This is a genomic window from Pseudomonas sp. W5-01 (assembly GCF_046540435.1).
Taxonomy (GTDB): domain Bacteria; phylum Pseudomonadota; class Gammaproteobacteria; order Pseudomonadales; family Pseudomonadaceae; genus Aquipseudomonas; species Aquipseudomonas graminis_B.
In genome coordinates, this window is record NZ_JAXCIP010000003.1 from 275,568 (window position 1) to 293,733 (window position 18,166).

The 18,166-nt window shown below is 59.7% G+C and carries 20 protein-coding genes; 10 read left to right on the forward strand and 10 right to left on the reverse strand.

The features are described from left to right. Positions 1–7: 7 nt before the first annotated feature. Positions 8–1,012, forward strand: coding sequence for an RNA polymerase sigma factor RpoS (rpoS, locus tag SLW75_RS11195; RefSeq protein WP_065989798.1), 1,005 nt, complete (start codon positions 8–10; stop codon positions 1,010–1,012). 578 nt (positions 1,013–1,590) lie between these two features. Here the strand turns inward: rpoS and fdxA are convergent. Further along, a complete protein-coding gene (fdxA, locus tag SLW75_RS11200) occupies positions 1,591–1,914 on the reverse strand; it encodes a ferredoxin FdxA (RefSeq protein ID WP_065989796.1) in 324 nt (107 codons plus the stop codon). 239 nt (positions 1,915–2,153) lie between these two features. Then, positions 2,154–4,721 carry a DNA mismatch repair protein MutS gene (gene mutS, locus SLW75_RS11205; RefSeq protein ID WP_192132495.1) on the reverse strand — a complete coding sequence of 856 codons (2,568 nt, stop codon included), beginning with the start codon at positions 4,719–4,721 and terminating at the stop codon, positions 2,154–2,156. Between the two features lie 260 nt (positions 4,722–4,981). Here mutS and SLW75_RS11210 point away from each other — a divergent pair, with 260 nt between their 5' ends. The 4 genes from SLW75_RS11210 (at position 4,982) to recX (ending at position 7,344) form a co-directional block, all read left to right on the forward strand. Then, a complete protein-coding gene (locus SLW75_RS11210; protein ID WP_265386899.1) occupies positions 4,982–5,113 on the forward strand; it encodes a hypothetical protein in 132 nt (43 codons plus the stop codon). 104 nt (positions 5,114–5,217) lie between these two features. Continuing rightward, the gene (locus SLW75_RS11215; protein ID WP_410934482.1) at positions 5,218–5,718 is read left to right on the forward strand and encodes a CinA family protein; all 501 of its coding nucleotides are present in this window, start codon (positions 5,218–5,220) and stop codon (positions 5,716–5,718) included. An 85-nt stretch (positions 5,719–5,803) separates the two neighbouring features. Further along, complete coding sequence (gene recA, locus SLW75_RS11220) at positions 5,804–6,868, forward strand: recombinase RecA (protein WP_065989790.1); 1,065 nt, start codon at positions 5,804–5,806, stop codon at positions 6,866–6,868. Between the two features lie 8 nt (positions 6,869–6,876). After that, complete coding sequence (gene recX, locus SLW75_RS11225) at positions 6,877–7,344, forward strand: recombination regulator RecX (protein ID WP_065989787.1); 468 nt, start codon at positions 6,877–6,879, stop codon at positions 7,342–7,344. A gap of 48 nt (positions 7,345–7,392) precedes the next feature. Here the strand turns inward: recX and SLW75_RS11230 are convergent, their stop codons facing one another. Together SLW75_RS11230 and SLW75_RS11235 are read right to left on the reverse strand one after the other, a co-directional pair. Continuing rightward, positions 7,393–8,508 (reverse strand): LOG family protein, encoded by a 1,116-nt coding sequence (locus SLW75_RS11230; protein ID WP_410934483.1) that lies wholly within the window; start codon positions 8,506–8,508, stop codon positions 7,393–7,395. A 378-nt stretch (positions 8,509–8,886) separates the two neighbouring features. Further along, positions 8,887–9,312, reverse strand: a complete 426-nt coding sequence (locus tag SLW75_RS11235) for a quorum-sensing-regulated virulence factor family protein (protein WP_065989783.1) — start codon at positions 9,310–9,312, stop codon at positions 8,887–8,889. A gap of 222 nt (positions 9,313–9,534) precedes the next feature. On the opposite strand from SLW75_RS11235, the gene SLW75_RS11240 reads away from it, so the two are divergent. Further along, the gene (locus SLW75_RS11240) at positions 9,535–10,266 is read left to right on the forward strand and encodes a tRNA-uridine aminocarboxypropyltransferase (RefSeq protein ID WP_065989782.1); all 732 of its coding nucleotides are present in this window, start codon (positions 9,535–9,537) and stop codon (positions 10,264–10,266) included. 60 nt (positions 10,267–10,326) lie between these two features. Here the strand turns inward: SLW75_RS11240 and SLW75_RS11245 are convergent, their stop codons facing one another. Further along, positions 10,327–11,211, reverse strand: a complete 885-nt coding sequence (locus SLW75_RS11245; protein ID WP_410934484.1) for a DMT family transporter — start codon at positions 11,209–11,211, stop codon at positions 10,327–10,329. Between the two features lie 175 nt (positions 11,212–11,386). On the opposite strand from SLW75_RS11245, the gene erdR reads away from it, so the two are divergent. Both erdR and SLW75_RS11255 read left to right on the forward strand, forming a co-directional pair. Beyond that, positions 11,387–12,034 carry a response regulator transcription factor ErdR gene (gene erdR, locus SLW75_RS11250; RefSeq protein WP_065989781.1) on the forward strand — a complete coding sequence of 216 codons (648 nt, stop codon included), beginning with the start codon at positions 11,387–11,389 and terminating at the stop codon, positions 12,032–12,034. A gap of 105 nt (positions 12,035–12,139) precedes the next feature. Then, complete coding sequence (locus SLW75_RS11255) at positions 12,140–12,508, forward strand: diacylglycerol kinase (protein ID WP_065989780.1); 369 nt, start codon at positions 12,140–12,142, stop codon at positions 12,506–12,508. Between the two features lie 27 nt (positions 12,509–12,535). Here the strand turns inward: SLW75_RS11255 and SLW75_RS11260 are convergent, their stop codons facing one another. Then, positions 12,536–13,462, reverse strand: a complete 927-nt coding sequence (locus tag SLW75_RS11260; protein WP_065989779.1) for a LysR family transcriptional regulator — start codon at positions 13,460–13,462, stop codon at positions 12,536–12,538. 122 nt (positions 13,463–13,584) lie between these two features. Between SLW75_RS11260 and fpr the strand changes: the two genes are divergently transcribed. Further along, complete coding sequence (fpr, locus tag SLW75_RS11265) at positions 13,585–14,364, forward strand: ferredoxin-NADP reductase (RefSeq protein ID WP_065989778.1); 780 nt, start codon at positions 13,585–13,587, stop codon at positions 14,362–14,364. A 164-nt stretch (positions 14,365–14,528) separates the two neighbouring features. On the opposite strand, the gene tsaA is transcribed toward fpr, so the two are convergent. The 3 genes from tsaA to SLW75_RS11280 form a co-directional block, all read right to left on the reverse strand. Next, a complete protein-coding gene (tsaA, locus tag SLW75_RS11270; RefSeq protein ID WP_192132136.1) occupies positions 14,529–15,236 on the reverse strand; it encodes a tRNA (N6-threonylcarbamoyladenosine(37)-N6)-methyltransferase TrmO in 708 nt (235 codons plus the stop codon). A gap of 17 nt (positions 15,237–15,253) precedes the next feature. Then, a complete protein-coding gene (locus SLW75_RS11275; RefSeq protein WP_074891250.1) occupies positions 15,254–15,715 on the reverse strand; it encodes a DUF1456 family protein in 462 nt (153 codons plus the stop codon). Positions 15,716–15,785: 70 nt separating this feature from the next. Beyond that, a complete protein-coding gene (locus SLW75_RS11280; protein ID WP_410934485.1) occupies positions 15,786–16,496 on the reverse strand; it encodes an rRNA pseudouridine synthase in 711 nt (236 codons plus the stop codon). Between the two features lie 162 nt (positions 16,497–16,658). Between SLW75_RS11280 and SLW75_RS11285 the strand changes: the two genes are divergently transcribed. Further along, on the forward strand, positions 16,659–17,654 hold the full coding sequence (locus SLW75_RS11285; RefSeq protein ID WP_410934486.1) for an alpha/beta fold hydrolase: 996 nt from the start codon (positions 16,659–16,661) through the stop codon (positions 17,652–17,654). 12 nt (positions 17,655–17,666) lie between these two features. On the opposite strand, the gene SLW75_RS11290 is transcribed toward SLW75_RS11285, so the two are convergent. Further along, positions 17,667–18,119 carry a GNAT family N-acetyltransferase gene (locus tag SLW75_RS11290; protein WP_296313500.1) on the reverse strand — a complete coding sequence of 151 codons (453 nt, stop codon included), beginning with the start codon at positions 18,117–18,119 and terminating at the stop codon, positions 17,667–17,669. Between the last annotated feature and the right edge of the window lie 47 nt (positions 18,120–18,166).

The following is an 18,166-nucleotide window of genomic DNA, read 5'->3' on the forward strand; positions in this document are numbered from 1 at the left end:
TATAACAATGGCTCTCAGCAAAGAAGTGCCGGAGTTTGACATAGACGACGAGGTTCTCCTCATGGAGCCCGTAATCGTCCTGGATTCTGCAACGGATGAGAAGCCAGCTACACCTTCTGTTCGTGCAAAACCCAAAAACTCTGCAGCGCTCAAACAGCATAAGTACATTGACTACACTCGGGCACTGGATGCTACGCAGCTGTATCTCAATGAAATCGGCTTTTCCCCCCTGCTCTCCCCGGAAGAAGAAGTCCACTTTGCGCGACTGTCGCAAAGCGGCGATCCGGCTGGGCGCAAACGCATGATTGAGAGCAATCTGCGGCTGGTCGTGAAAATCGCCAGGCGCTACGTCAATCGTGGTCTTTCATTGCTGGACCTGATCGAAGAGGGCAATCTGGGCCTGATTCGAGCAGTCGAAAAATTCGATCCGGAGCGCGGATTCCGGTTCTCGACCTACGCCACCTGGTGGATTCGTCAGACCATCGAGCGCGCGATCATGAATCAGACGCGCACGATTCGTCTGCCGATCCATGTCGTCAAAGAGCTCAACGTCTACCTGCGCGCCGCGCGGGAGCTGACGCAAAAGCTGGATCACGAACCCTCTCCCGAAGAAATCGCCAACCTGCTGGAGAAGCCGGTCGGTGAGGTCAAGCGCATGCTGGGCCTCAATGAGCGCGTGTCTTCGGTGGATGTGTCGCTGGGCCCCGATTCTGACAAGACGCTGCTCGACACGCTGACGGACGATCGTCCGACCGATCCGTGCGAGTTGCTTCAGGACGACGATCTCTCCCAGAGCATCGACCAGTGGCTGTCCGAGTTGACCGACAAACAGCGTGAAGTCGTTGTCCGGCGATTCGGGCTGCGCGGGCATGAAAGCAGCACCCTTGAAGACGTCGGGCTGGAAATCGGCCTGACCCGAGAGCGTGTGCGGCAGATTCAAGTGGAAGGGTTGAAACGCCTTCGCGAGATTCTCGAGAAGAATGGGTTATCCAGCGAGTCACTCTTTCAATAAACCGCCGATGGTTGGCGGAAGTCAGATAACAGCAACACGAAAGCCCCGACGCGTCGGGGCTTTTTTTATGTCAGCTGAATGCGCTTTAGATGGATGTCACGTGACACCGACCGGACAGGCCGATGGTCTTTTTCACAATCGGGTAAGTGATGCTTACTCCTCCTGTAAGCCGTTTCTTACGCGTAATGTGAGTTATCGTCTCTTCTTTGGAGGATCAGGTCTCCGTCAGTTGAGAGCCGATGGTTATCCCATTGATTTAATTATCAATTTAAAATGAGCGTCGATTAGCGGCTGAATTTTTCTGCAAACTCTCGGCGCTTGCCCTCACCGTTTAAATCACTAAGATCAGTCCTGTACCGACGGATTGGTACAAGCGGTCAAGGACGACTGCTCAAGGACATCGCAGGACGCGATTCATCAGGATGATGAACAAGGATTAAAGGGATTATGGAAAAAATGTGGGCGGGTCATACCGCCCCTTTTTTCGTCTGCAGAAAAGTGCGACTGCAACCGGTCCACGATGCAAAAAGGCCCCGAGGGGCCTTTTGTGTCAGCAGAATGCGCAGCGCTCCAGACGCTTAGCGCTCCAGATCGGCGATCTTGCCGGTCTTGCCATCCCACTGCGCAGCATCCGGCAGCGCATCCTTGCGTTCCGTGATGTTGGGCCAGACGTCAGCCAGCTCTGCGTTCAGCTGAATGAAATTCTCCATGCCAGCCGGAATCTCGTCTTCCGAGAAGATCGCATTCGCAGGGCATTCAGGTTCGCAAAGGGCACAGTCGATGCACTCGTCCGGGTGAATCACCAGGAAGTTCGGGCCTTCGTAAAAGCAGTCCACCGGACAGACTTCTACGCAGTCGGTGTACTTGCACTTGATGCAGTTGTCGGTGACGACGAAGGTCATTTCTAATTCTCTCCTCAGGCGGCGGCAGCAAGGCCGTTCAGTCCGGCTTGCCAGGTACGGGACGTCCCCCGGCCGTAAAACTCAGCTTCTCGAGCAACGCGGCAGGCAAGGTGTCCTGCGCGGCGATGTCCGACCTTGGTTCGCTGCGTTCAATCGCGGCCAGGTGCGCTGTAAAGCCAGGCTAAAAGCTCACAGCGTCCCGAACCGCGCGGGATTCTAACAGCTTGTTACGAATCACGTTAGATGCGAGTTTTCATCGAATACAACAACTCAAGCGCCTGGCGCGGCGTCAGGTCGTCGATCTTCAGGTTCGACAACTCGTCCAGAACAGGGTGCGGCAAACTTGCGAACATATCGCTCTGCATCGGTAGCGGCGGTTTGCCCGGCTTGGCCTTGGGCTGTTCGTGGGGCAGGCTGGTGGTCTCCAGACGCAACAGATGCTCCTTGGCCCGGGTGATGACGCGCCCTGGCACGCCGGCCAGTTGCGCCACGGCAAGGCCATAGCTCTGGCTCGCCGGGCCCGGCAGCACGCGGTGCAGGAAGACAATCCGTTCGTTGTGCTCGGTGGCATTCAGATGCACGTTGGCCACCAGCGGCTCGCTCTCCGGCAGCACCGTCAGCTCGAAGTAGTGCGTGGCGAACAGCGTGTACGCACGCAGCTGGGCAAGGCATTCCGCCGCCGCCCACGCCAGCGAGAGCCCGTCGAAGGTGCTGGTGCCACGTCCGACTTCATCCATCAGTACCAGGCTTTTGTCGGTGGCGTTGTGCAGAATGTTCGCCGTCTCGCTCATTTCCACCATGAAGGTGGAGCGTCCGCCGGCCAGGTCATCGCTTGAACCGATCCGCGTGAAGATACGGTCGACCAGCGAAAGCTCGCAGCTCGCCGCCGGCACGAAGCTGCCGATATGCGCCAGCAGCACGATCAGAGCGGTCTGGCGCATGTAGGTGGATTTACCGCCCATGTTAGGACCGGTGATCACCAGCATGCGCGTGCTGTCGTTCAGGTCCAGGTCATTGGCCACGAAAGGCGACGAAAGAACCTGCTCAACCACCGGGTGACGCCCCTGCTCGATGCGCATGCACGGCTCATCGGTGAAGCGCGGACGGTTCAGGTCCAGATTCAACGCCCGCTCGGCCAGGTTGCTCAGCACATCCAGCTCGGCCAGCGCCGCGGCGGTGTCCTGCAGCGGCGCAAGGTGCCCGATCAGGTCTTCCAGCAGCGTCTCGTACAGCATTTTTTCCCGAGCCAGCGCGCGGCTCTTGGCCGACAACGCCTTGTCTTCGAATTCCTTGAGCTCGGGGGTGATGAAACGCTCGGCGCCCTTGAGCGTTTGACGGCGGATGTAATCGGCCGGCGCCTGTTCCGCCTGCTTGCTCGGCAGCTCGATGAAGTAGCCGTGCACGCGGTTGTAGCCGACCTTGAGGTTGGCCAGCCCGGTGCGCGCCTTCTCCCGTGTTTCCAGATCAATCAGGAACTGCCCGGCGTTCTCGCTCAGGGACAGCAACTCGTCGAGCTCGGCGTCGTAACCGGTCTTCAGTACGCCGCCGTCGCGAATGACGGCAGGCGGATTGTCGATGATTGCGCGTTGCAGCAGGTCGGCGAGCTCCGGGTAGGTGCTCGCGGTTTTCGCCAATTGCTGAATGTGCGGCGCTTCAAGCTCCGCCAGCGCCAATTGCAGTTCGGGCAACGCGCTCAGGGCATCACGCAGACGCGCCAGGTCACGGGGACGGGCGTTACGCAGGCCGATGCGCGCGAGAATGCGCTCGATGTCGCCGATTTCTTTCAGTTGCGGCTGCAGGTTCTCGAAGCGATAGCGTTCAAGGAAGCAACCGATTGATTCCTGCCGGGCCTGAAGGATGCGCAGATCGCGCAATGGCCGGTTCAGCCAGCGGGTCAACAGGCGCGTGGCCATGGCGGTCTGGCAGCGATCCATGACCGATTGCAGCGTGTTGTCCCGGCCGCCCGCCAGATTGGTGTCGAGTTCCAGATTGCGACGGCTGGCGCCGTCCAGAATCACCGTATCGTCGAGGCGTTCATGGCGCAGGCTGCGCAAGTGAGGCAATGCCGTGCGCTGGGTTTCCTTGGCGTAACTCAGCAGACAGCCGGCCGCGCCGATTGCCAGGGTCAGGTTCTCGCAGCCGAAGCCTTTCAGGTCCTGAGTGGAGAATTGCTGGCACAGGCTTTTATGCGCCGAATCGCGTTCGAAATCCCACGGCGCGCGACGACGGGCACCGCGGCGTTTTTCCGCTGGCAGGCCTTGGGGCCAGTCATCGGGAATCAGCAGCTCGACCGGATTGATCCGCTCAAGCTCGGCCAGCAGGTTTTCCCAGCCCTTGATTTCCAACACGGTGAAATTGCCGCTGGTGATGTCGAGCACGGCAAGGCCGAACAGGCGCTCGTCGCCCAGCACGGCGGCGATCAAGTTATCCCGACGCTCGTCCAGCAACGCTTCGTCGCTGACGGTGCCCGGCGTGATGATGCGCACCACCTGACGATCAACCGGGCCTTTGCTGGTCGCCGGATCGCCGATCTGTTCACAGATGACCACGGACTCGCCCAATTTCACCAGCTTGGCCAGATAGCCTTCCGCTGCGTGATAGGGGATGCCGCACATGGGAATGCTTTGCCCTGCTGACTGGCCCCGGGCGGTCAACGTGATGTCGAGCAGCTTGGCCGCCTTCTTGGCGTCTTCGTAGAAGATCTCGTAGAAGTCACCCATGCGATAAAACATCAACTGGTCGGGGTGCTGATTTTTCAGCCGCCAGTACTGCTGCATCATGGGGGTGTGCGAGGAGAGGTCGGAAATTGCTTTATTCATCAGTTATTTAGGCAAATTCTGTAGGAGATTGAGGCAAGTTTCGGGCGACGACGTGGATTCCACCTACGTGGCTCGACGTCATGTCCGATTGCTTTTGCGATGGCGGCAAGGTTACCACGCACGTTCGCGGGCCGCAGGTCCGGCTGATTCGTCACGGCGCGTTTCCGAACCGACACGAAGCGCTTCGAGCTGGCTAGGATGTCGAGCACCGCCCGACTGGAGGCGGCATCATCGACAAGGATTGCACCATGCAACGCAAGCGAGGACGAGATTCAACCAACGGCCGTTTCATCCCTCTGGAGGAGGCCAAGCGACGTCCACGGGAAACCATCGTGGAAACCGTCAAGAAACCCTGCCCCGAAAAACCGGAGCGCAAATGAGTGTCTTGCAGGCGTGACCCGGATTCAGGTCGCGTCCTGTGTTGCAGATCGACCCGGCTGGTGTAGCGTGTCTGCTTCGCCTCGACCGATACGGAGAATCTCCCGTGGATGACATTACCCATCTGGCAGCAACCCTGGGCCAGCAACTGTTGGCAACAGGCGCGCAGGTCAGCACTGCCGAATCCTGCACCGGAGGCGGTATCGCCGAAGCCATCACCCGAATCCCGGGGAGCTCGGCCTGGTTCGAGGCCGGGTATGTCACTTACTCCAACCGGCAGAAGACCCGACAACTGGCAGTGCCGGAAGCGTTGTTTGCGCAAGTCGGTGCCGTCAGTCGCGAAGTGGTCGAGGCCATGGCAAGGGGCGCGCAGGCCAACAGCGGCGCGCAGTTTTCGGTCGCGGTCAGCGGCGTGGCCGGGCCGGACGGGGGCTCGCTGGAGAAACCCGTGGGCACGGTGTGGGTCTGCTGGGGTGCGGCGGAACGATTGATCGCCGAGCGGTTTCTATTTGCAGGTGACCGCGATGCGGTCCGCCGACAAACGGTGATCGCCGCGCTAGAGGGGCTTGTCCGGCTCTCTCGCGGAGAAATACCAAATCAGGGGTAGGCGCGCGTCGGACCCTGTGGAATAATACTGGCTACTTATACAGTTATATCGGCCGTCAAGGCCTAACCTATTACGAGAGGATTCAATGGACGACAACAAGAAGAAAGCCTTGGCTGCGGCCTTGGGTCAGATCGAGCGTCAGTTCGGCAAAGGTGCCGTAATGCGCATGGGTGACCATGACCGCCAGGCTATTCCTGCTATCTCCACCGGCTCGCTGGGCCTCGATATCGCACTCGGTATCGGTGGCCTGCCAAAAGGCCGGATCGTTGAAATCTACGGCCCGGAATCTTCGGGTAAAACCACCCTCACTCTGTCCGTCATCGCAGAAGCCCAGAAAATGGGCGCCACCTGCGCATTCGTCGACGCCGAGCACGCGCTCGATCCAGAGTACGCCGGCAAGCTGGGCGTCAACGTCGATGACCTGCTGGTCTCTCAGCCAGACACCGGCGAACAGGCCCTCGAAATCACCGACATGCTGGTGCGTTCGAACGCGATCGACGTCATCGTCGTCGACTCCGTTGCCGCTCTGGTGCCAAAGGCTGAAATCGAAGGCGAAATGGGCGACATGCACGTCGGCCTGCAAGCCCGACTGATGTCCCAGGCGCTGCGTAAGATCACCGGTAACATCAAAACTGCCAACTGCCTGGTTATCTTCATTAACCAGATCCGTATGAAGATCGGCGTGATGTTCGGCAGCCCGGAGACCACTACCGGTGGTAACGCGCTGAAGTTCTACGCATCGGTCCGTCTGGACATCCGTCGCACGGGCGCGGTCAAGGAAGGCGACGAAGTCGTCGGTAGTGAAACCCGCGTCAAAGTCGTCAAGAACAAGGTGGCTCCGCCGTTCCGTCAGGCTGAGTTCCAGATTCTCTACGGCAAGGGCATCTACCGTAACGGCGAGATCATCGACCTCGGCGTGCTGCACGGTCTGCTGGAGAAATCCGGTGCCTGGTACAGCTACCAGGGCAGCAAGATCGGTCAGGGTAAGGCCAACTCCGCGAAGTTCCTGGCGGACAACCCGGAAATCGGTACCACCCTCGAAAGGCAGATTCGCGAGAAGCTGCTGACGGCAGCGCCTGATGTGAAGGCCCAGTCGTCCCGCGTAGCGGCAGACGATGTGGCTGAAGTCGAAGCTGACGCGGACATCTGATCACCGCCATGCCAGCTGTGCTTGATACGCCCGTCGCTGTAAGGCGTACTGCAATGGACCTGCTCGCACGACGCGAGCATGGTCGTGTCGAGCTGACGCGCAAGTTGCGTCAGCGCGGCGCTCCCCCCGAATTGATTGACGCAGCACTCGACCGTCTGACGGAAGAGGGTCTGCTGTCTGAATCCCGATACCTCGAAAGCTTCGTTTCCTACCGTGCCCGTTCTGGCCACGGCCCTTTGCGTATCCGCGAAGAGCTGGGGCAACGCGGCTTGCCGCGTGCAGACGTCGAACAAGCGCTGCGCGAGTGCGGCGTGGACTGGTGGGAGAAACTGGAAGCGCTGTGGCAGCGCAAGTTCAGCGGTCAACTGCCCAGGGATGCTCGCGAGCGTGGCCAGCAGATGCGCTTTCTGAGTTATCGCGGATACCCGCCCGAGCTGATTGGTCGTTTGCTGAGTGGCAAGGGCAACGACGACTGACGCGTGATCTGCCTGAAGGCGCGCAGACGCGCCCTCAAGCATGCACCATCACATCGATTTCACAGGCTCTGTCCCTCGGGCCTGCTGAGAGTGCGCAGGTCTTGCCCAGTTTTCCTCCAGGTTTATGCAGTCCACCAGTTCGCGCAAGCGGCCATGGTTGCGGCCGTTAAACGTGAATGCCAGGCGCGTGAGATGGCTGAACTGCGCTTCGTCATATTCGTCGTGATGCCCGTATTGCTGGAAGTCGCCGCTTAACCGCAGATCGACAAACCTGTCCTGTAGGGCGTTCAACGCCTGTTCGCTCAAGGCGTGGTGCATGCGAATGACGAAGGTGTTCTTCAGCCAGCGGCTGGAGTGAAAGTTGCTGTAGAAGCGGTTGATCTCGGCGACGGCCTCATCGGCGCTGTACACCAGCTTCATCAGGTTCATGTCCGTAGGCAGAATGTACTTGTTCGTCTCCAGCTCATTTCTGATGAAGCTGAGCGCTCCTTCCCAGAAGGTCCCGCCCGGGGCATCCAGCAGCACGATCGGAACCAGAGGACTTTTGCCGGTCTGGATCAGCGTCAGCACTTCCAGCGCTTCGTCGAGGGTGCCAAACCCGCCTGGGCAGAGCACCAGCGCATCGGCCTCTTTGACGAAAAACAGCTTACGCGTGAAGAAGAAGTGGAACGGCAGCAGATTGCCGGTGCCATCCACGGTCGCATTGGCGTGCTGCTCGAAGGGCAGGGTGATATTGAAGCCCAGGCTGTGATCCAGACCGGCGCCTTCGTGGGCCGCGGCCATGATCCCGCCACCGGCGCCGGTGATGACCATCAGGTCCGAGGCGGCCAGTTGCTTGCCCAGTTCACGGGCCAGCGCATAAACAGGATGTTCGAGGGGTGTGCGGGCGGAGCCGAACACGGTGACCTTGCGCCGGCCTTTGAATCGTTCGAGCACCCGGAAAGCATTTTCCAGTTCGCGTAATGCTTGCAGGGTGATTTTGGCATTCCAGCGATTGAGGTCGTCCTGGGCCATGCGCAGGACGGTCAGGGTCATGTCGCGGTACAGCGGAAGATTGGGGCTGTCCGGGGCGACCGAACCGAGGAGCTCTTCGACCTTGAGGGTGAGGTCATTTCCGTTGCTCTGAAAGTGCTGAGACAACGCGTCACTGGGTACGTACGGCATTCACGCTTTCTCCTTCTGCAGAATCATTGACCGTCACCAGGGGGCGGGATCGCGACGCTTCATGCGTCGGCGTGCGCAGCGCATCCGGAAGACAGGGGAGCATCAAAGCTGCGCGGCGCCCGATTCTGGACTAATCCATGGTTGAAAAGAGAAAACATTGATGGCAACCGGTGCCGCAGGCAACCCTTTCTTGCATGCAAAATGTGATGAGTCAGGATGGGCACGGCGAAACGAAAAGCAGGCACCAGGATCAGCGATCAAGCAGCGTGCAAGACGTGCTGAGTGGCGGGAATTTGAATGGCGTATGTAGCGGGGCGGAGAGGGCAAGACTGCGCGTTGAAGGGGGCTCGAAACGCGCAGTCCGTAAAGCTCGTTACATCACTTCTTGTGGGCAGGGGGCTTGGCAGCGCAGTCCGCCGCTTTGATTTCCTGGGTGGTGATGAGCTTGTTGGTTTTGTATTCGGTGAACTGGTACCGCAGGATCGCGCCCTTGGCCATCAGTTGGCGGTAACCGGCGTTGCGGCACACGCTACCGCCCAGCTGACCGCGGACGTCGTCCGGGTTTTCGCGCATCTGAGCCGCCTGGCCGGACTGCACGCTCAGGTGGTTGATCAGCATCTTGCCTTCAACGGTGTAGCCTTCGTCGAGGATGTCTTCGTTGATGGCGCGTGGGGTGCCGACACTGCTTTCCTTCGCGACTTTATCAAGCATCTGGCTCAGTTCGTAATCCTGCTTGGACGCCGCGTTGGCGCACAGTGGAGCGACGAGCAAAAGCGTGAGAGTGGGGGCGATGAGGCGCAGCATTGAATTCTCCTGGTGCGTGGACGGGTGTTGCAGAGGCTGGCCGTTGGACCGGCGACATCCCGAGGCGTTCACTGTGGGCGTGAGTGCTCTCAAGGCCGGGCAGTATAGGGGAGGAGCCTTGGCGGACACCAGAGAGCACGGCGCCTTGGCCTGCGTCTGATAGAATGCCGCGACTTTTCGACCTGCCGGATGCCCCTCGTGTCACTGCCTTCTTACCCCTCAATGACCCAGACTGTTTTTCACGGTAATTCGGTCGCACGTCTGAGAGATGAGCGGGAGGAGGAGAGCACGAAACCTTTCCTGGCTCGCGGATCACGTGCGCCAAGGTGCCATTGCTGTCGAGTGATCGAAAGTCACTGCCTTTGCAGGTGGCGTCCCAAGGTCCAGGCACGATCTGGGGTTTGCCTCATAATGACCAAAAAAGAGGTATTCAAACCCAGCAATACCGGTTGGCTGATAGCAGACGTGATTCAGGATAACCATGCGTTTGTGTGGTCACGCACCGAGGTCGACGAAAAGCTGATTGCATTGCTCAATGATCCGCAATGGCAGCCCTACCTGGTTTTCCCGGGTGAATACGTAGCGGCGGAGCGCGTCACCAACACCGTGACGATTAATCCGAACAAGAGACCGCTGTTTGTGCTGATTGACGCGACATGGACTGAAGCGAGGAAGATCTTCCGTAAAAGCGCTTACTTTGATTCGATCCCGATTTTAAGCCTGATTCCCGAGAAGCTTTCACGATACAAGTTGAGACGCTCCACCCGCAGTGAACATCTCTGTACCGCTGAAGTGGCCGCACTGTGTTTCGATCTGGCCGGCGATACTGAGGCAGGCTCTGCGTTGAGCTGTTATTTCGATGTGTTCAGTCAGCACTATTTAGGGGCTAAAAATCAGTTGCCCCTCGACTTGCTAAGCGATGCCCATCAAGAGCTGAAGGGTTACCTCGAGTAGTCATCAGTTGTGTCGCCGCCCGCGAGCCGCCTTAAAACGGCTCGCAATACGAGTATGACCTCAGGCGAGAGTTTTCTTCGGCCACAACTGCGCCAGCAGCATCCCCGCCAGCATTAATCCACAACCGATATAACCACGCAGTTGCAAGGCCTCTCCCAGAATCCAGGCGCCGGCGATGGCGGCGAACACGGCTTCCAGAGAGAGGATGATGGCGGCATGGGAGGCAATGGCGTGCTTCTGCGCGACCACTTGCAGCGTGTAACCCACGCCCACCGCGACGATGCCGCCATAAAGCAGGGAAGGGCCCGCATCGATGATCGCATTGAGGGCGATCGGTTCGAAGAGGACTGCCAGGAGCAGACTCACTACCGAACAGGTGGCGAACTGTAAAAAAGCCAGACGGATCGGGTCGTGGCGGCTGGCGAACAAACTGACCAACACCACGTGTGCACCCCACACGAACGCGCCGATCAACTGCAGCCAATCCCCCGAAGCGACCTGAAAGTTATCGCCGATACTGAGCAGGCACATGCCAACCACTGCCAACAGGCAACCCAGCCAGGTGCCCAGCCCGGTTTTATGCCCGAGCAGCAAGCCCAGCAACGGAACTACAATCACGTAAAGGCCGGTGATGAACCCGGAGTTGGTCACGCTGGTAAACAGCAGGCCGACCTGTTGCAGGTTGATGCCCAGTGCCAGCGCGAGACCCATGATGATGCCAGCGCGTAGCATGCCGCGATTGAGCAAGGGCTCTGGCACACGGGCCGTCTTGGCATTGCGCAGAATCAGCGGGATCAGGCAGAGGGAGCCCAGCGCGAACCGCAGACCCGAGAACAGGTAGGGACCGATGTGATCCATACCGGCGGTCTGGGCGACGAAGCCGGTGCCCCAGATCAATGCGGTCAGGAGCATGAGCAGGTCCGCTCGCAGGGCATGGTTTGGCATGATGGCACTCGTCAGGTCGGGGGCGCAGACTTTGCCGCAAAGCATCAGGCTTGACCACCCCGACTTCGCTGGGCATCCTTGGCGCCGCTCACGTACGGTCCCTGTGTCAAGATGTCGCGGGTGACCTCATTGGGTGTTGAATTCGTCGGCGCTCAGTCACTTACAGGATCATGAAATGCCATACGAAATCCTGATTGCCGACGACCATCCCCTGTTTCGCAGCGCCTTGCATCAGGCGCTGAGCCTTGGGCTCGGGCCGGACGCCAGATTGGTCGAGGCCGAGAGCATCGCTGATCTGGAAGCGCGACTGACCGAGAAGTCTGACTGGGATCTGGTTCTGCTGGACCTGAACATGCCCGGCGCCTATGGCTTTTCGGGGTTGGTGCTGTTGCGCGGTCAGTACCCGCAAGTCCCGGTGGTGATGGTCTCCGCTCAGGAAGAGGCCGCGGTGGTGGTCAAGTCTCGCGAGTTCGGCGCCAGCGGCTTCATCCCGAAATCCAGTTCCCTGGAAACCATTCAGAAGGCCGTGCGAACGGTGCTGGATGGCGATGTCTGGTGGCCCCCGCAGGTTAACGAAAGCATCAGCGTGTCGCCGGAGGCCAAGGCCGCCAGCGAAGGCCTTGCCAGCCTGACGCCCCAGCAGTTTCGCGTGTTGACGATGGTCTGCGAGGGGTTGCTGAACAAGCAGATCGCCTACGAGCTGAGCGTGTCGGAAGCCACGATCAAGGCCCACGTCACGGCGATCTTTCGCAAGCTCAACGTGCGCACCCGAACCCAGGCCGCTTTACTGCTGCAACAATTGGAATCCATTCCCCAGAGCTGATTCCCGCGAATCAGGCCAAACCCGGGCTTTACGCGGCTGACCTTCACACTTTTTTGACCGTCGCCGCACTAGCCTCCACCGCTTTCATTCATCAGTAGTTTTCCTATGACGTCCCCATTCAAAGGCCAGACCGGCCTCAAACGTATTCTCAACGCGTCCGGCTATTCCTTTGACGGCCTGACCGCTGCATTCAAGGGCGAAGCGGCGTTCCGTCAACTGGTGCTGCTCAACGTCGTGTTGATCCCGCTGTCCTTCGTGTTTCATGTCAGCCGCGGCGAGCGCGCGATCCTGATCGCGGTGTGTCTGTTGGCGCTAATCGTCGAACTGCTGAACTCGGCCATCGAAGCCGCGATTGACCGGATTTCCCTCGACCGCCACCCGCTGTCGAAGAACGCCAAAGACATGGGCAGCGCCGCACAGTTCGTGGCGCTGAGCATGATTGCCGTGGTCTGGGGCCTGATCCTGCTGGGCTGACAATCGCCTTTATAGCCGGGCTGCGCGTCAGGCAATGCTCGGCAGGACAATCTCGTCGCTGCGGTTAACACCGGCGGTGAATGAGCGACAGAGGTCGAGGAATTCGCGGATAGCGGACGTCTGATATTTCTGTTTGTGCCAGATGAAGTAGAACTGGCGCACCAGATCCAGCTCCGGCGTTTCAACCGCAACGAGGCTGCCGCGACGGAAAGCGTCACGCAGGGCCAGACGCGAGATGCAACCAATTCCCAGCCCTGACTCCACAGCACGTTTGATCGCCTCGGTGTGTTCCAGCTCCAGCCTCACGTTCAGGCTGTTCAGGTGATGACGCATAGCCTGATCGAAGGTCAGGCGCGTCCCCGAACCCTGCTCCCGCAAAATCCACGCTTCCCGCGTCAATTCCTCCAGTGACGCCCGGCCCTTTTTGGCCAGCGGATGCTGAGGGGCGCAAAACACCACCAGCTCATCCTCGACCCAGGTTTGCACTTCGATGTCGGGGTGGCTGCAGTCGCCTTCGATCAAGCCCAGATCGATTTCGTAATGGGCGACCTGCTGAACGATGTTCGCCGTGTTTTGCACGTGCAGCTTCACCTGGCTCTCGGGGTGGCGCTGCATGAAGCTGCCGATCAAGAGGGTTGCCAGGTAGTTGCCGATGGTGAGCGTTGCACCGACCGCCAGCGAGCCGAAGCCGGACTTGCCGTTGAGCAGGTCTTCGATCTCCTTCGCCTGATCGAGCAGCGCAACGGCCTGGGGCAACAGTTGCCGGCCGGTGGCATTGAGGCTCAGCCGCTTACCGGCGCGGTCGAACAGCTGGCAGCTGGACTGGCGCTCCAGTTCGGTGATGGAAGTACTCGCCGCCGATTGCGATAAGGAGAGCAGGACCGCTGCGCGGGAAACGCTTTCCTGCTGGGCGACGGCGACGAAAACCTGGAGCTGACGGAGAGTAAATCGCATATCTATATAACCGATAACCCATATCTTGATAATTCAGTTAACAGATATTGTGTCTGCCACTAGAATGTCGCGCAATGGCGCATCGACTGGCGCACGTTATTTATCAGGAGCTCCCACGTACCATGAGCAACATGAATCACGAGCGTGTCCTCAGCGTTCATCACTGGAACGACACCCTCTTCAGTTTCAAGTGCACCCGTGATCCTGGCCTGCGCTTCGAGAACGGTCAGTTCGTCATGATCGGTCTGCAGCAGCCAAACGGGCGCCCGCTCATGCGTGCCTACTCCATTGCCAGCCCGAACTGGGAAGAGCATCTGGAGTTCTTCAGCATCAAGGTGCCGGACGGCCCGCTGACCTCCCAGCTGCAGCATCTGAAGGAAGGCGACGAGATCATCATCAGCAAGAAGCCTACGGGCACGCTGGTGCTGGACGACCTCAAGCCGGGCAAGCATCTTTACCTGCTCAGCACCGGTACCGGTCTGGCGCCGTTCATGAGCGTGATTCAGGACCCTGAAACCTACGAGCGTTTCGAGAAGGTCATCCTCTGCCACGGCGTGCGTTACGTGAACGAAGTCGCTTACCGCGAGTTCATCACCGAGCACCTGCCGCAGAACGAATTCTTCGGCGAGATGCTGCGTGACAAGCTGATCTACTACCCGACCGTGACCCGCGAGCCGTTCGAGAACGAAGGCCGCCTGACCGACCTGATGCGCAGCGGCAAGTTGTTCAGCGACATCGGTCTGCCACCGATCAACCCGCAGGACGACCGCGCCATGCTGTGCGGCAGCCCGAGCATGCTCGACGAAACCAGCGAAGTGCTGAACAGCTTCGGCCTGACCGTTTCGCCGCGGATGCGCGAGCCGGGTGATTACCTGATCGAGCGCGCCTTCGTCGAGAAGTAACGCCATTCAGATACGACCCAATCGCCGATGAACACCCTCGCAGCCCTGCGAGGGTGACGTCATCGGCGAATAGGTCAGTACAGGCACCCGCATTTTTGGGGTCTGAAAAAAACCGCCTGGAGGTCACGGACCAGGCGGTTTTTTTGTGGGCAGGCGTCAGTCGTTTATCCACCGGCGGCGGGAACCACCTCCAGCACGCAAATGACACCCGGCTGCGGATAGTGCCAGCGAACGTCCAGATCCCAGAACTGCGCGCCGTAGCGGCGCTCTGGCGTGGGCGTCTGGTAGGCCGGTCGCGGGTCTTGAGCCAGGCACTGCTCGATCAGCTCGATCAGGGGTTCTTCGAGGCGCAACCCCTGTTCGCGGGCCTGGGTCAGCGCCGGGTCGGACCACTGCACCGGAATCATCTCCGGCGCGGCGGCGGCCATGCTGTTGCGTGCATCAGCGATCACATCGGCGTAAGGCACGTAGGGTTTGACGTCCAGCACCGGGGTGCCGTCCAGCAGATCGATGCCTGACAACCACAGGCGCCCGGCCTCGACCTTGTCCAGCTTGACCACCGACTGACCGATGCCGTTTGGCCGATGGGTGGCGCGCGTGGCGAACACGCCCATCGACTGATTGCCGCCCAGACGAGGAGGGCGCACCTTGAGTCGCGGCTTGTCCTCCAGGGCTTGATGAAACAGAAACAGCAGCCAGACATGGCTGACTTGTTCCAGGCCCTGCACGGCGTCACCCTGATCGAAGGGCGCGATCAACTCCAACACGCCCCGCGCGGCAGGCGCCAGTTGCGGCTGCCGGGGAATCGCAAACTTCTCTTTGAAGCACGAGCGCATGAAACCGATCGGCGAAACGCTGTAGGCCTGGGTCATCAACGGAGCTGCAGCGCTTAGCCGCGTACGCGCAGGGTCAGGCCGCGCAGGAAGTTGCGCAGCAACTGGTCGCCACAGACACGGTAGTTGGTGTGACCCGCCTTGCGAAACAGGGCGCTGAGTTCAGGCTTGGACACCGGGAACTCGGACGCCTTGAGGATCGCGTGCATGTCGTCTTCCTTCAGCTCGAAGGCCACACGCAGCTTTTTCAGAACGATGTTGTTGGTGATCGGCAGCTCGACAGGCAGCGGCGGGCGGCTCTCGTCCTTGCCGCGCTTGAAGAACACCAGACCGTCGAGGAAATGCGCCATGACCTCGTCGCTGCACGGCACGAAGCCTTCTTCTTCGTCTTTCTTCATGTAGGCCGCGACATCGGCCTTGGTCGCGTCGAACCCGCCGAGCTTGATGATATCGACCACTTTGGCGTCGTTGATATCAAGCATGTAACGGATGCTGCGCAGTACATCGTTGTTCATCATGGTGCGTGTATTTCCTGGGGATTCGCAGATGAGCGCCCGCGAGAGTCGATAGGGCGCTCAGAAAGGGGATTCAGAATTTTTCTTTGTCGGTCATGTAGCGCCACTGGCCTTCAGGCACCTTGCCGATGGACACGCCGCCGATACGAATACGTCGCACCGAAACAACTTTCAGGCCTACCGCTTCGCACAGCTGGGCAATGACCCCGGGCTGCGGGTTTTTCATGGCGAAGCGCAGGCGGTTTTCGTTCTGCCAGCTGGCTTTGACCTTGGGCAGTTCCTTGCCCTTGTAGGTCATGCCGTGGTTCAGGCGGTTGAGGCCGTGGGCAACCATGTCGCCCGAGATCTCGACGACGTATTCCTGCTCGATCTTGCTGCGGTCGTCGGTGAGTTTGCGCAGGATTTTCCAGTCCTGGCTGAACACCATCAGGCCGCTGGCGTTGGCTTGCAGCGTGGAAATAGATTCCAGGCGCAGGAAGTGCCCCTTGAGCGGGCGCCGGCCGATGCTGTGGTCGGCGGACAACGTACCGGGCGTGATCAGCGCCAGGGCGCTTTCAGGGGCCATGCCCGCCGGCGCGTTGAACAGCAGGGTGACGGATTCAGGGGTATCGGCTTTTGCTTCCGCATTCAGCACCACAGTCTGGTTTTCGACCTTGAACTGGGGCTCGTCGACGACAACGCCGTCCACCGTGACCCAGCCGCCTTCAATGAACAGCTCGGCTTCGCGCCGGGAGCAACCGACCAGCTCGATCAGGCGTTTGGAAAGGCGAATGGGGTCAGTCATGAGAAAAGCCGTAACAAAATGGAAAGGCGCCTATTGTACCCGCGCATGCACCGTTAATCGCGGCCACATTGAAATTGGCGGGTGAATAAGCCTCCACTCGATGGATTTTTCCGGGAGCGACGCAGGTCTGCTCTCTATTCCTACATTGTCTGGAGCGAATTCATGACCAAATGGCTACCCGTACTGCTGATGACTGTCAGCCTGCCGCTACTCGCTGCGCAAACCCCGGCCTACGGCCCGCAGCTGGAAGGCTTCCAGTACCCGTTCCCGGCGCAGAACTTCAGCTTCGATTCCCAAGGCGCACCGGTGCAGATGGGTTACATGGACATCAAGTCGACTGGCACCGCCAATGGTCGCAGCGTGGTGCTGCTGCACGGCAAGAACTTTTGCGGCGCCACGTGGGAAGGCACTATCAAGGCGCTGACGGGCGCAGGTTATCGTGTGGTCGCGCCGGATCAGATCGGCTTCTGCCGCTCCAGCAAACCGGCGGACTATAAATACACCTTCGAGCAACTGGCGCAGAACACCAAAGCGCTGCTGACCCAACTGGGCATCGATCACGTCACGGTGGTCGGGCATTCCATGGGCGGCATGCTGGCGACGCGCTTTTCGCTGATGTACCCCGACCAAGTGGACCAGTTGCTGCTGGTCAACCCTATCGGTCTGGAAGACTGGAAAGCCAAAGGCGTACCGGATCGCAGCTTCGATGACTGGTATACCCGGGAGCTGAAGACCAACGCCGGCAGCATTCGCAAGTATCAGCAGTCGACCTATTACGCCAACGAATGGCGGCCCGAGTTCGATCACTGGGTCAATATGCAGGCCGGCATGTTCAACGGCAAAGGCAAAGAGGAGGTGGCGCGAGCTTCTGCCCAGACCTACGGAATGATCTTCAATCAGCCGGTGTTCTACGACTTCGAGAAATTGAAGATGCCGACCGTGTTGCTGATCGGCCAGAAGGACAATACCGCCATTGCCAAAGACGCAGCGCCTGAGGCATTGCGCAAGACTCTGGGCAATTACCCGGAGCTGGGCAAGGCCGCCGCCAAGCGCATTCCCCAGGCGACGCTGGTGGAGTTCGCCGGGTTGGGCCATGCGCCGCAGATTCAGGATCCGCAGCAGTTCAACAAGGTGCTGCTGGAAAGCCTGAAGCGTTGATTCGGTTGTGCTTCAACTGATCCTGAGCCGCATCCGCAGCATCGGATGCGGCCGACCGAGTCCATCGACTTCCGCCCGGCCCACCACCTCAAACCTCTGCCGTTCATAAAAGCCCAGCGCCTGGGCGTTCTGCTCGTTCACGTCCAGCTCGGTGATGTGGAAATGCTCGATCGCGTAGTCCAGCAGTTGCTTGCCCAGGCCCATGCCACGGTGTTCAGGGGCGATAAACAGCATTTCGAGTTTGCCTGGCGTGGTGCCGGCAAAGCCAGTGATGCGCAGGTGCGAGTCCCGGGTGCAGAACAGGTTCACGGCGCCCAGGTATTGGGTTTCCAGCAGGTGCCGCAGCAGCGTGATGTAGTTCTCCGGCAGAAAGTCATGGGTCGCGCGCACGGAGGCTTCCCACACCCGGGTGAGTTCGGCGAAGTCGTGCTGCCTGGGCAGATAGATGACCGAGTGCCGGGCCATATTGCCGCTGCTCCCTGGGTAGTGATCCTGATGTGGGGACGATAGCC

Excerpts from the sequence above, each read along its gene's own strand:
- rpoS (WP_065989798.1), top strand. The coding sequence starts at position 8 with ATGGCTCTCAGCAAAGAAGTGCCGGAGTTTGACATAGACGACGAGGTT.
- fdxA (WP_065989796.1), bottom strand. The coding sequence starts at position 1,914 with ATGACCTTCGTCGTCACCGACAACTGCATCAAGTGCAAGTACACCGAC.
- SLW75_RS11210 (WP_265386899.1), top strand. The coding sequence starts at position 4,982 with ATGCAACGCAAGCGAGGACGAGATTCAACCAACGGCCGTTTCATCCCT.
- recA (WP_065989790.1), top strand. The coding sequence starts at position 5,804 with ATGGACGACAACAAGAAGAAAGCCTTGGCTGCGGCCTTGGGTCAGATC.
- recX (WP_065989787.1), top strand. The coding sequence starts at position 6,877 with ATGCCAGCTGTGCTTGATACGCCCGTCGCTGTAAGGCGTACTGCAATG.
- SLW75_RS11230 (WP_410934483.1), bottom strand. The coding sequence starts at position 8,508 with ATGCCGTACGTACCCAGTGACGCGTTGTCTCAGCACTTTCAGAGCAAC.
- SLW75_RS11235 (WP_065989783.1), bottom strand. The coding sequence starts at position 9,312 with ATGCTGCGCCTCATCGCCCCCACTCTCACGCTTTTGCTCGTCGCTCCA.
- SLW75_RS11240 (WP_065989782.1), top strand. The coding sequence starts at position 9,535 with ATGACCCAGACTGTTTTTCACGGTAATTCGGTCGCACGTCTGAGAGAT.
- SLW75_RS11245 (WP_410934484.1), bottom strand. The coding sequence starts at position 11,211 with ATGCCAAACCATGCCCTGCGAGCGGACCTGCTCATGCTCCTGACCGCA.
- erdR (WP_065989781.1), top strand. The coding sequence starts at position 11,387 with ATGCCATACGAAATCCTGATTGCCGACGACCATCCCCTGTTTCGCAGC.
- SLW75_RS11255 (WP_065989780.1), top strand. The coding sequence starts at position 12,140 with ATGACGTCCCCATTCAAAGGCCAGACCGGCCTCAAACGTATTCTCAAC.
- SLW75_RS11260 (WP_065989779.1), bottom strand. The coding sequence starts at position 13,462 with ATGCGATTTACTCTCCGTCAGCTCCAGGTTTTCGTCGCCGTCGCCCAG.
- fpr (WP_065989778.1), top strand. The coding sequence starts at position 13,585 with ATGAGCAACATGAATCACGAGCGTGTCCTCAGCGTTCATCACTGGAAC.
- tsaA (WP_192132136.1), bottom strand. The coding sequence starts at position 15,236 with ATGACCCAGGCCTACAGCGTTTCGCCGATCGGTTTCATGCGCTCGTGC.
- SLW75_RS11275 (WP_074891250.1), bottom strand. The coding sequence starts at position 15,715 with ATGATGAACAACGATGTACTGCGCAGCATCCGTTACATGCTTGATATC.
- SLW75_RS11280 (WP_410934485.1), bottom strand. The coding sequence starts at position 16,496 with ATGACTGACCCCATTCGCCTTTCCAAACGCCTGATCGAGCTGGTCGGT.
- SLW75_RS11285 (WP_410934486.1), top strand. The coding sequence starts at position 16,659 with ATGACCAAATGGCTACCCGTACTGCTGATGACTGTCAGCCTGCCGCTA.
- SLW75_RS11290 (WP_296313500.1), bottom strand. The coding sequence starts at position 18,119 with ATGGCCCGGCACTCGGTCATCTATCTGCCCAGGCAGCACGACTTCGCC.